The following is a 13,925-nucleotide window of genomic DNA, read 5'->3' as shown; positions in this document are numbered from 1 at the left end:
TAATTTATCGATTAGACTTCCGTGAACATCACCAACCCACGACGGTTCAATGCATTAGATTTTAAGCTGTGTCCTTTTACGATGGGATTCTTCTCACCAAAATATTTCACTTCAAAATGATAATGACTTTCATCAATTCGCGCTTTTAAATAGCTTTCAATCGCATGTGAACGACGCAGCGATAAAGCTTCATTGTAGCTATCACTACCTTGATAGTCGGTATGACCTGCAATTAAGATATCACCTGAAAGTGAATGAATTTTAGCAATAAAATCATCTAACTCTTTAATATCTTCTGGTTTTAAAACCGCTTTATCAAAGTCAAAATGCGAGATCAAAGACAAGTATATCTTCTTATCTTCCGCTATTGTTTTCGGCTTAAGCTCTGCAATTAAAAACTTCTTCACGGTAAGATCATCAAACTTATTGATGTTTTCTTGGCTAACATAAGTATCAGTTGAACAACCAGTAAATAACGCTAATAAACATAAAACGAAGAGTGATTTTTTCATTAGAATTTACCCACTAAGTTAATAAAGACGCCTTTCGCGTTGTAATCATCGTTATGTACTAAATCATCATCAAATTTAGAAAAGTTATAACCCACACCAATTTTCATATTGTCGTTAATATGTTTATTCACAGACACTAAGGCACCTTGTTCTAAGTCATTAGTGACACGATCTTTTTTCCAGTGATACTCACCTGTTACATCCCAGTCTTTCATCACTTTATAGCTTGCACTGATACCTGTTAGCAAAATCTCGTTCTTCACTGGCACATCACTACTGTCTTTACGTTTATAAAGCTCAGATTTTTTCTTATAAGCCCCTTTCAAACCAACATCAACATGAGCATTAACCGAATAAATCGTTTCACCTTCAACAATATGGCTCTTCTCATTATTGGTATCTTGCTCTTTTAAACGGTCAGTTTGATCGTAGTCTTCTAAAAAGGTGTATCGGGTTAGAAAGTTCAAGCGATCGTTAAAAATAGGACGATAAGCTAAGCCCACACTACTTTCGGTGTAGCGTTCAACGACTTCGTTTTTGGTTTCATCTTTAGATTTCGAGTAATTGAATTTGCCAAACAAGGTGTACTCATCTGTAAGATGATGAACATAACGGTTAGTAGTCACAAGCTGAGTGACTTTGCTATCACCTTTATCGACACGGTATTCAACTTTATTCTTTAAGCTGTAATCGTCTTTATCAATAGAGGTGTAAAAACTGATACCACTGCGTTCAACCTCACCGTTATCTGTGCTCGTTAACTGACTCTTTTCAAATGCAATACCCGCATCAACATCATCATTCACATCATAATCAAAACCAAAGGAATTCACTTTCCCTTTGCCATTGTTATCATCAACAAATTGGTTTTCTTGATAGAACGATAACGTGTCAGTTAGATCGGCTTTCTGCCCAAAAACGATATTGTTTTCGTTATCATAATCTTCTTGGATATAACTCGCATAAGTGGAATAGTCGTCGTTAACTTGATAGTCCACTTTCGCTTGCAGAGAATCGCCGCGATCACCTGTGGCATATTCTCCTGATAACGTCCAATCATCATTTAGTGCAAACTCACCACCCACTGCAGTGCTATCATCCTGATCAAAACTCTGACTGGCATTAACCGTTTTTTGTCCTTTAACATATAAACTGTTGTCATCGTTAAATTCGTAATCAGCACGAACGCCAATGAGATTACCAGAGCTCTTTTGGTCATCATAATTAAGTTCGTTAACATGTCGTCCAGCCGCTGCAATTTTCACATTGTCAGTAATACGGTATTGTCCTTCAACCTCAACACGTTCGGTATCGGTAACCGTTTTACCACTGCTTTCTTGCTCATTTAAATGATCAAATCGAGTGGTTAATTGTGTACGATCGCCAAATTGCAAACGTAGCTTCGAGCCATAAGCTAACTGTGCCAAGTTATCGCCTTGGCTGGCATAGGAATATCCTAAATCTTTATCACGATACCAAGCTTCAATATCGTTACCGACAGCACCAAAGGTATCAGGCATAAGATCGTACAAACTCGCTACTGCATGTACTTGGATCATGTCACCTTGACGTTTAGCACTTGGATCAGTATTTTCAATTTTATCGAAGCTTAAACCACCGTCTTTTGATAAGTAGTTACTGTCCGTTTGCTGCCCTTCAGAGTGAGAGAACTCCGCAGTTAAATAGCTTCCTTCCGTCGCTTTTAAAGTTAAATCAGCGCCTGATAATTGGTAGTCCTGATTGTTTTTTTGCTCTTGTACGTAAGTACTGCCAAGCGCAATATTATCAGTAAGCCAGCCTTTCACACGACCACCAGCAGTCATTTGCTCTAGTGCTTCGCTACCGTTTGGTACATATTCATAATCAACCGATAAGTAGTTTTCTAGATCGTTATTGGTTGATGAATCTAATACCCCATCACCACCAGATTGTGATTGCTGACTTAATGGTTTATTCAGCACAATACGACCTTGGAACGGGTTAATGGTGTAGTCACGCCCCGGTTGCAAGGTTTTTCGGCTTTCCACCACGCCTGTTTTACTGTTACGCACAACGAGAGTGACTTTGTCACTTCCCGGTACAATTTCGCCGTGTCGTGTATTGTATAGGCTACCACCAGTACCTAAGAATTCATCATGAGAAGATAAGGTGTCAGCTTGTGAAGCAAAAGTGGTGACAGCAAGCCGATCATTGCCAAATGACGTGGTTTGACGAGTACGATAATCCCCTTTAAAACCATATAAGCTTCGGCTGTAGTCTGTGTTTTCAGTACCCGTTAATCCTGTATTGAAATTACCCCACATGGCACTAGATTTGTCATATTGCACATCCAGATAGACTTTACCTTTGGTATTAACGACTTTTTCAATATTGGCTTCATCACCATAGTTGCCGTAATACATTTCGTCGTCATCGTCTAAGATATCAAATACCGTTGTGTCATCTGCAGCAAACGGATGTTTTAACATATCTTTTAACGCTGATTCTTTCGTATCAACATGGGCAACAACCTGAAGCTTGTCGCCAAACTTACCTTGACCGAAATACGCTAATCGACCACGGTTATAAATGTCACCTTGGTATTGTTCATCAACAGCAAGTACGTCTTTATTACCAGAAACATGGTTACGGCCAAAATACAGATCCACTAAACCAGCTTGAGCATAGTAAGTATCGGGAATACGAACAAATAGCTGGTAATCTCGCTCTTTGCCATCGTCATATTTCACTTTAACTGGAAACATGTAGGCATCTGTTGGCAAATACTTTTCAACATACAATTTGCCATCTTCAACATCATACTCATCATCACCAATGGTAACAGTATCAACGCCCTTTAACCCCGTAACCATCATTTTTGCCATGCCTGAAGACGTGGGAATGTTATGACGCATCAATGTTGCACGACTGTAACTGCGCTTTTCATTGTTATCATCATTATCAAGTTTATCGATTTCCACTTGTTTATCAGCATGAACTAAATCGGTAATACCGAGTGTCGATACATCCATGTTGCCATCTTTATCCCAAATCTTGAGTCTAAAGATCAGTTGCTCCCCAGCTTTGAACTGATAGCTAGTTTCAGTTTTTCCGTCCCATTCAATATCAAAATCATTACTCAGTTCATCACCAGCCAGCACTTTCAATGGCTGAGATAAATGACGATCTTTGCCACGGTATACTGCAAGCTGCCAACGCTTAATATAATGAGAGTAATTAGTTTGGATATTAAATCGAAGGCTATCTGTCACCTTATTATGCTCAACTTCCACCTCATCACTGAGATCCACATTAAGCACAGGTGAAAACTTGGTAATATCACGAGTAGCCCAGATAGCTCCCTCATCGAGATAGATACGAGAATTGTCTTTCTGAGTATGGATATCAGTTTTAATATTGGTTGACTCTGAGCTTAATAATGTCAACTCAGGCTCTGACGTTTGAGTCGTATTTTGATCGATTACAGATTGCGCTTGTACCATTAATGGGAGCGCTGAAATGATTAATACTGTTATTTGACTTAATTTAAACGTTTTCACTAGAACCTCTTGTCGGTCACTACGCTGATTTAAAAACGTAGTAACACTGATACGAGCACTTTATTCTGAATTTGTTATCCCTTTATTTTGCTCGCTATATATTGGTGTTCTGTACAAGCAAAATTACGTAAAGGCTGATATGAAGAGGCTAACAATTGCTGTTAAATGGGTTAACTCATAAATATTGAAATGTTTTGATTTTGAATTTCAGAGAAAAAAACACTGTTTACGTCAATTAATATAAAATACAGGGCAAGATAAATTATCATGAAAAATTAAGCGAAGTAGAATTTACCCCTCTTCATATAAAAAAACATAAACAATTAAAATCATAACCTTACAAACAAGATCGTATGGATTTATCATAACAAAAAGTTTTGAATCCAATTTTCAGAATAGTATTAGCAACCTGAACTACAGTAAATTTTTACTATTTCTTATTCTTTTCTCTAAAAAATTACGATTAAAACCCTTCCGTTCTTTAATCATAAAAATGAAGATTATTTCGCTGTATCGATTTATTTTTTAAAAATTTTATATCTCATAGATAGGTGTTAATACTCGTCAAAGCGTATAGTGAAATATATCTAGAGATATAAAACAGCAGGAAAAGATAGATTAATACGTGCACTGTTATTCATGACTATATAAATGATGAACCAGTACTCATTAAATTAATGGGTATGGGGGCGACTCTTTGATATCAAAAAGAGTCTGTAAAAATAGATATAAAAAAAGCTGATGAGAATGCATCAGCCTTTGATTTATCGCTTAACTAATTAATGTTTGGTCTGAACACTGAAGTTAAACTTAGCCAGTGCATTTGGTGTTATACGCTGCACTTTCGGGTTTTCACTGATCACTTTCATTCCTGTTGGTAAAGAATCAGTATCTACTTTCACAAGGAAGTTCTTACCTTTTTTATCTTTCACCCACTGATCTGGAATGTGGTAACGACCAAATTGATCGGTTTCGATCTTAATCCCTTCAGTGGTAATTAAGCGAACCCCAGGAATACCATCTTCATAGATACCCAAGTTTTCAATCACGATTTCCCAAACATACCCACTTTTCGCTTGGTATAGATTACGCGTCACATTGAGGTTCTCTGCTGAAAGCCCTTGTTTGCTATCACCAGTTAATGTGCGTGTGATCTTACTATCAGTTCCAAAATGAACATGAGTACCATTGCTTGTTGTTACGCTAAAGGCAAACGGTGTAGCTGTTGTCGTTTTAAAACGGATCACAGCTTTATTACTTTGCTTCAAGGTTCGGTTTTGCGATTGGCCCATCAACGTTTTAACTGTAATACCACTACTAATAGGGGCTGCTTTTTTCACATCATTCACTACTGTCGTTTTACCGTCACCCATTAAGGTTGTTGAATTAGCAACATAATCCCCTTTCGGTAACTCCGTTTTTACAGTAATGCCTTTAGCAGTTGCATCAGCTTGGAAACCATCGCCGTTTAAGTCTTCAAATACTTTACCTATGATAGATGCGGTATCGAATAACTTATCCGCTTCAATTTCAACCACCGCTTTATCGACATTCGATTTATCTTTACCACGGATCTGCGCAACGGCGGTATTGACATATTTACCAAATGTCACACCTGTGCTAACACGCATTAAATAACGGACACGTACTTTCTCGTTTGATTTCAGGTTAACCTTTCTAAAGGTTAATTGCCCTGACATCACAGGCTCTTGGCTTAGAGGCTCATCATCTTTCGTATCAAACTCACCATCAGGGCCACTATGTACGATTTGGGTTGAGCCCGCTACATATTGGAAACCTGCTGGGTAGTGGTCAACAACAGATACATCGTAGAAATTCGCTTTATTGTCGTTTTCTACCATCACTTCGTATTCAACCACATCACCCACTTGCGCTGTTTCTTTTGATGCTGTTTTTGTCAGTTTCAAATCGTACTCTGGCAGCATAGGTTTTACTGTTGATGCTAGCTTTCCTATATTAATATTACGAGGTGTCGCTTTTACTATTGCCTTGTTATCTAAATAAAAGGCAGCATAGTCGATAACATTCACCAAATTTTTATCTACCGTCGTCGTAAAAATATAAACCACTTTACTGTGTGGAGCGATGTGCAATCCTGTTTGTACATCTTTGCCATCAGTGTAACTACCTACCGTTGTACCACGGTCAGTTCCTGTCGCTTTCGTTACAATTTTCCAATCTGTGTAAGCTGGGATTTGACGACCGCTATAATCTGCAGTGTTCACTTTTGAAAACTCACTCATAAAGCCAACATTGTTAGCAAATGCATCCGTGTTATTTTCTAAAGTAATGGTATAAACCACAGTTCCACCCGGCACATAGATGAATTCGTCATCCCCCGTATTATTCGCATCATAGTCCGTTGTCGTGACAATAGTACCTGTGATGTCAGGTTGTAATGGCGGTACAAGATTACTTGGTACATCCTGATCATTCACCGTTGCAATATTTTGCAAAGATCCATTAGCACTATCAACCACAGTACCAATTACTCTAAAGGTAATAGTTTGCTTTGGAGGCAGATCGACCAAGAACTGCGTTTCTGTTTGCGCTTGAACCAGTGCACCTTGTGGAACAGTTTCTACGACAAACTTAGTATTGCCTTTTACAAAAGCAGGACCTGTTGAGCCATCACGGTATTTCACCTCTATCGCACTCATATCATCATTAACAACCATGTCATCAATCATGTTGTTCGATGTATTGGTGATGCTTAACTCAAAACTCAAATCCTTATTAATAATGTAATGTGATTCAACACTTACTTTGGTTGCTTCAAAACTGGTTTGCTCAGGCTTTACGGTTGCCGTTGCTTCCTGCTTGTTCTCTCCAAATGTCATGTTAGCTGTGTTTGTAATATCATCAACAATGTTGTCTGCAGCGATACCAGTTACTGTAAATGTCACTGTATCTTGCGGTGCAATATCCATTACTACATTTACATTTTTATCTTCAGGCAAGTTTTTCTTTAGCTTGTTTAAAGCAACATCCATCACTTTGGTATTTTCATTCCCCGCGACATAACTCACTTTCCAATGTGTAAATGCTGGAGTTAGTTGACCTAAGTTTGTTGTCGCTTCAATCTCACTGATTAAGTCTTCAAGCGCCACATTCGCGGCAAACCCAGCCCCTGAATTTTTAACCTTAATTTCGAAACCAACTTCACCACCATTTTGGTAAGTAGGGTTCATTGCCTCTTTGGTTAAAACAACGGCTCCATCAATAGGATCAATCGTTACTTCAGCTTGGTGATCGCCACCATCTTTACCAATTGCATGTGCTACATTAGTAATAGAACCAATCACGTTCCTATTCACATTCGCAGCAATATTTACCACCACCGATGAATTAGGCGCGATATCTAAAATGATACTTTCATTGCTTTCTTGCCTAACAACCTTGCTATCACCTAAGTCAGCAATTTTCGTCACAATCGAATTGGCATCAAAAGCATTGCCTGTTAATGGTGACGCTTGTGTACCACCAGCAATTTCAGCTTCAATTTTTGACACTTCATCTTTGATATTAACGCCTGTCGCCCAACTCGCTTGGGTGTTATTCACTGTCACTGTGTAATTCACCGTTTGCCCAGGAAAAAACGTACTAATATCAACTGTTTTCTCTATCGTGATTTCAGATGATTCAGGCGTTATTACTACCTCATTCGACGCTTGAACATTAGCATAAGCAGTATTGGCAATATTACCGACAACATCGCTTGCAACCTGAGCATCAACGGTTATTACTGCTTCACTGCTTGGTGCTAAATCAACTAACGCTGAGATAGTGCCATCAGGATTTTTTTCAACAAAACCGTCACCTACAATTACTTTGCCAGATGTTACTTTTATGGATGATTTATCAAACGCAGGACCTTGTTTACCACCAGCGACATCCGCTTCAATGGCATCAATAGCATCTGTGACTTTTACGTCTGTTACCCATGTCGCTGACTTATTTACAAGCGTTAGGGTATAGACCATGATATCGCTAGGTACAAACGTAGATTTATTTACCGCTTTCTCAATCGTAAATTCACCTTCAATTGGATCAATCGTGACAGTTTGTGACGGTATATTTTTACTACCGGCATACGCTGTATTATCAATTGGACCAATGACGTTATCAGCAACGACGGCTTTTACTGTAAATGTCACCGAACCTTTGGGTTTTATGTCTGCAATAGCATCAATATTATCTGTTGAATTACTTGTGATAAATGAACCCTCAGATGCTTTAGCATCCACTGATACAGAACTAAATGCAGTACCGCTTGTGGCTGATGTAGCATTATGGGCAATATCAGCCATGATAGTCGTTATTTCATCTTTAATAGGGAAATCATTGAGCCACGCCTCACCAATATTCTTAACCGTTATGGTGTAAGTCACTTCTTGTCCCGGAACAAAAGTGTCTTGATCTACCGTTTTTTGAATATCAAAATCACTGTTTTGTGGTGGAATAACTTCTGATGCATTTTCTTTTCCATCCACCATCGCGTGATTTGAATCAATCACGCCTACAGCCGTCTCTTTAATACTCCCTTCAACGGTAAAAATAACCGTTTGCTGTGGCGCGATATCAATTTCTGTATTCAATGTTTTGTTCACTAGTGGTGATTGCACAGGAACAAACGTGTCGGGTAACCCGCTAACTCCACCTTCAACACGGTAGTTAATTTCATAATGACTATAAGCAGGTTCGTTCTTATCGCCTGCAACATCGACATTTACATCAGCGACAACATCCTTCACTTTGATATCATTGGCCCAACTCTCTGAATTGTTGACTACTTTTATTTCGTACGCCGCTTTTTGCCCCGGAGTATAAAAACTACTTGATGTAAACGGCGTTTCATCAAGTTTGATTACAGCTTTTGATGAGCTTAACTGTTTAGGTTCAGGTATTAATACAGCGTCATCACTCTTCTTACCGAACACTGCTGTATTGGAAATATCCCCCAATGCATCATCGCTAATGGTTGCATCCACTAAAATCGTAATTTTGCCGACTTTAGGAGCAAGCACAGCTTGAGATTTAATGTCTTGCTCGCCTGTTGTTACAGGAAGCGTAGTAATACCCCCTTCCGTTATTGGCGCATTTACAGACCAAGTCTTATACGGTGTAGCTTCAGGATCTTGCTTACCATCACCAGATAACTCTGCAACATTAGTAACAAGCTTACTCAATTCATCTTTTAATTCTGTGTTGTAGCTAGTACCGTAGCCTGTGTTTATCAATTCAATTTTGTACTGAATTAACTGCCCAGGAGTATAAGTGGAGATCGCTTTTCCATTAGAATCCAGTGCTGTTTTCACCAGCTCAATATCAGACGGTAGCATGTGAGAAATGGGTGATTTAGGTTTAATACGATCGCCAATGTTTGCCTCATTTTGGAATGTCCCAACAATGTTAGGCTTAATGTGCGCTTTAATATTAAATGTCACAGTATTTAGCGCACCGATATCAACTGACGTATTCAAATCTAAATCTGACGAATCAAAACCTGCGACGTTAGTGAAAGTATCTTTATGAACGATGCTGCTTTTAATTAGCACTTCATCAAAGACAGGCTCGTTATCCTTACCATCGAATGTTTTAGATGTAATGGCTGATAAGTCATCTTTAATCGATAAATCATCAATATTGGCCTCACTTTTATTCGTCACCACAACTTCATATTCGATGTAACCACCAGGCATATAACCTTTTAAATTCGGCAGCTTATTTTTTTCATCATCATAGTAAGCAAGGATTGTCTTTTTCGCTTCGAACTTACCCGTTACTGGGTTAGTAACAACTTCCGTTGTATTGCCATTAACATCAAGCGCATTGGTAATAGAACCTACCGCATCTTTATTTACGCTTGCTTTTACCGTGTACACTGCTTTACCACCTAATGGGATGATGGTATCTGTCGTATCAAGGCTAGTATAAGGATCATAACTACCGGGGTAGAACCAATCTTTATAATCACCCGTATATTCATCTGACGTGCTAATATTTGAAAATGCAGTCGCTTCAATCCCATTGATATCTAAAACCTTTATATCTGCAATAAGATCTTTAACATGTACATTAAATGCGTGTGCTTTACCTGTATTTTCAACCGTCAATAAATAGGTTAATTGTTGACCTGGCTTATAACTTTTCTCTTGTGTTTGTTTAGTGATCTCTAGTTTTGGCTCGTAAGGTTCCACTACTAAATCAGAATCGTTATTGAAGATAATATCACCCACAGCATCCTCACGTACCGTACCTGTTATGGTGAAAATCACTTTATCTTTTGGCGCGACATCAATCGTCGTATCAATATTTTTATTATTAGCTACAGTACCGTCTAACGTGCCATCAGTAGAAGTCGATGGCAGGTCGTGCCCTGTTTCTTTGGGCTTCTCTACTGATACTGTGAACTCAGGACCTAAGCCATGTTCAAACGGGTTACCTTCTGAAGTTGTACCGTCTTTATTAATAGTTTTTACCGTTAGACCTTCTAGGTTCTCCAAAATGACTTTGTTATTCATGTAGCCCAAGTTTGAAGAAGCCGTGATGGTATAAACAATTTCAGTTTTACCCGGAATATAATGAGAGTCACTTAATTTACGCGTGATATTTCCACCGGTTGATGCTCGTTCTACCGATGCTTCAGCATAAGCTGTAATCTCCTCCATTCGTCCATTTTTAGGTGAACGATAAATAACTTCAGCAACATTGTTTAACCAATCACCAACGACATTGTCTTTAATGATGGCTGTAATTTGGTAAGTAACGCTATCACCATCTTCACCTTTTGCCTTCAGTGAAATGTGATCGCTTAAATCAACATCTACATCAAATGCTTGATAACTACCACTACCAATCTGTTTGGTTATTTTCCAAGAACGATAAGGTGTACCTGTCGTATCGGCGTTATGGTTATCACCATTATTTGCTAGCGCAATATCAAGGCCTGAGATCTGATCGTTAACAATTACATTATCAACTTGATGTGCACTGTTATTTACAACATGTACAGTCCAAGTGTACTTATCACCAGGGTGGTAACGTTTAAAATCAGGATCGCCATACTTATAAATACTAACGCTATTACCCGTCACACCGTCTTCTTTTACATCCACAAAGCATCAAAATGTTCACCTGAATTGTCATCAACAGTTGCAACGTTAGTGATTATTCCTTTGCCTATCGCATTATGAGACACAACCCCTTTAACGTGGATTCGAAGCGTTTGATGAGGGGCTAAATCAAAACGAGCACGATCTAAATCTTTCGTACCCTTTGTCGAAGGTTCAGAGTTAGGAAAACCAAACAGTTCAGTACCTTGACCGCGATATGTCGTTGATGAGTTTTTATCATCATCAATCACTTCCCACCAAATTTTCCACGAATCAAAAATACCCAAAGTAGAAATAGAATCAGTGACATAACCGTCATTCACATAACCATCACGCTCGTAGTTTTGAATATCAATGGTGTAATCAAGTGGCTGATCAACGTTGTATGTTTCTGTTGAAACTAATTTACGTAAACGAATACGCGGCTCAGCAGGAACGACATCAACGTTAGCTGTTTTGATAATTTCACCTGTACGCGCCAATTTAGCTTGTGCTTGGTTAGTAAATTTCCCCCAAATCACATGATCTTTTCTACGTGGGTCAATATTGGCTGTCACAGTAAATGTTACCGAGCCATCTGCTGGAACATTAACAACGCTCTCTAAATCTTTATTATTTTCAGGCGCATTAACAACTTTCGCCCCACCGTCAGTATCCGTTGATACTGTCCATGACGTGAATACAGGCACCTCTTCACCCGCTTTTTCAAGTAACTCAGCTTTTATTTGAGAAATAGCATCCGTCACTGTCACATTTTTGGCAAAGCCAGCTGGAGATGGATTGGTTACTTTAATGGTGTAAGTAAACTCGTCATCCTTATAACCGTACGCACGCCACCCATCACTATTCGCGCCTTTAACATGCTTCTCTATGTTTAAATTTTCTAAACGAGGCGTAGTAATAACAGTAGATTTACCCTGTTGACTACCTTCACCTGCAACCGCAGTATTTTTAATGACGCCCACAATATCTTTACGTGTTGTCGCGGTTACAATGTATTTCACTTCTTCATTAGGATAGATCGTAGCTTTTACATTAATCGGATTTGTATTTAGTTGGTTATCTACATCTGCATTAGAATGCGTTCCTTGCTCTGTTTCGACCTTTATCTTGGTAAATGGGTAAATATTATTACTATCAACATCTTCAGCAGTAATTGCAGCTAAGTCATCTACCACTGGAATATTCATCAATAAGCCATTTGATGGATTTTTAATAACAATGGTGTAGGTAATATCTTGACCTGGTGTGAATTTGTCTTGATCAACCGATTTCTTGATCTGAATCTTACCTTTCGGCATATCAAGACCTGACCCCGACTCATTAAAATCATCACCACAAGCGCTGCTATCTTGAATATGGCCAACCGTCGTGTCTTTCACCTTCGCTTTAATCGTATATTCAACAAAGGAGCTTGGCGCTAAATCAACGACAAAATTGATATCACCTGTTCGTTGAGTTTTTGGAGCATTCGCTTCACTACCAGCATCAGTACCTTTATCGGTATTAGTTGCATTAATAGAATCGATATACCAGTACTCAAAAGGTGTTTCATCGTTGCCGATTAATTGTGTCGTTTTAGGACATGTCATAAGCTTATCGGTGAGAGAAATATTATTGGCAAACTTGTTTTTTTGAGTATTTGCTACTTTTAGTTTGTAAGTGATCAACTGCCCCGATGTGTACTCTTTCTCAACAACTTGCTTGGTATTTTTGGTCGTGGTTACTAACTGCGCCTTACTCGATACCGTATCTGTCGTTTTTACCACATGCTTTTGTGAGTCTAATAAGGTAGCTATATTTGATATATTACCAATAGCGACATCTTTGGTTTTTACATCGATAACGTAGGTAATTTTTCCAGCAGGAGGAAGAGTAATAACATCATTAAGATCAGTATTCGTTGCAGTGGATGTTAAGGCTGACTCAGCGCTATTCTCAATCATCGCATCAATAGACCATGAAGCGATTGGCGATTGATCAGTAATGTCTTTTTCTGTCCAATGACTATTATCATCAACATTATTATTGTCTAATAAAGCAATAATCGACGAAATTTCATCAACAACATGATAATTACGTGCAGTCCCCGCGTCAGCCGCATTTTCTACAACAATGGTAAATTGAGCATTTTTACCTGTTGTATAATTTGCTGTTACTGTTTTAGTAATGGAAACATTTGGCTGTAAATACTTCGTAATAACAGGTTCAATATCGAGCATAGGGAAAAACATCAATTTCTTTACAGATACTTTCCCATCAGTACTAATATCACCCATCGCATTATTAACTGTCTTTGCTGTAATAATATATTTCACAGACTCTGTGGGGGCGATAATAATATCATTCGCTTCTAAATTACCCGTAGTGTTAAATGTACCAGCACTGCTATTTTCACCACTTTTTCCAGCTTTATTTAAAACAGAAGAAAAAGCTAACCCTTCACTTCTAGAATCTAAGGTAGTGGTAATATCAGCAATAAGTGCATTTAATTTTACATTTTTATAAAAATGGTCCGTAGAGTTATTTTTTATTGATATGGTGTATTTAACTGACGAACCAGAATCATAATTTTTAGTTGCATTAATAGATACAACCAAATTATCAATAATATTTGCTTGTACTGGAAGTACCGAAAAACCAGTTATACATATCAATAAAGATAATATAATTCTTGCTAATTTTGAAAACAAATGCATAAGCTTCCTGTATATCTTCTTCTTAATTATTACTACACT

At 38.3% G+C, this 13,925-nt stretch carries 4 protein-coding genes; all 4 read right to left on the bottom strand.

The window, feature by feature from the left end; genetic code table 11:
• Positions 1–11: 11 nt before the first annotated feature.
• Positions 12–512 (bottom strand): OmpA family protein, encoded by a 501-nt coding sequence (locus SKA34_RS15975; protein ID WP_006646576.1) that lies wholly within the window; start codon positions 510–512, stop codon positions 12–14.
• Positions 512–4,051 carry an autotransporter outer membrane beta-barrel domain-containing protein gene (locus SKA34_RS15970; protein WP_006646575.1) on the bottom strand — a complete coding sequence of 1,180 codons (3,540 nt, stop codon included), beginning with the start codon at positions 4,049–4,051 and terminating at the stop codon, positions 512–514. The genes SKA34_RS15975 and SKA34_RS15970 overlap by 1 nt, the downstream gene beginning before the upstream one ends.
• Positions 4,052–4,830: 779 nt before the next feature.
• Complete coding sequence (locus tag SKA34_RS15965) at positions 4,831–11,190, bottom strand: DUF11 domain-containing protein (RefSeq protein WP_006646574.1); 6,360 nt, start codon at positions 11,188–11,190, stop codon at positions 4,831–4,833.
• Positions 11,181–13,886 (bottom strand): hypothetical protein, encoded by a 2,706-nt coding sequence (locus SKA34_RS15960; RefSeq protein WP_006646573.1) that lies wholly within the window; start codon positions 13,884–13,886, stop codon positions 11,181–11,183. The genes SKA34_RS15965 and SKA34_RS15960 overlap by 10 nt, the downstream gene beginning before the upstream one ends.
• Positions 13,887–13,925 lie beyond the last annotated feature (39 nt).

It is taken from the genome of Photobacterium sp. SKA34 (genome assembly GCF_000153325.1).
GTDB lineage: Bacteria > Pseudomonadota > Gammaproteobacteria > Enterobacterales > Vibrionaceae > Photobacterium.
This window is presented reverse-complemented; position numbering and strand designations above follow the sequence as displayed.

Excerpts from the sequence above, each read along its gene's own strand:
- SKA34_RS15975 (WP_006646576.1), bottom strand. The coding sequence starts at position 512 with ATGAAAAAATCACTCTTCGTTTTATGTTTATTAGCGTTATTTACTGGT.
- SKA34_RS15960 (WP_006646573.1), bottom strand. The coding sequence starts at position 13,886 with ATGCATTTGTTTTCAAAATTAGCAAGAATTATATTATCTTTATTGATA.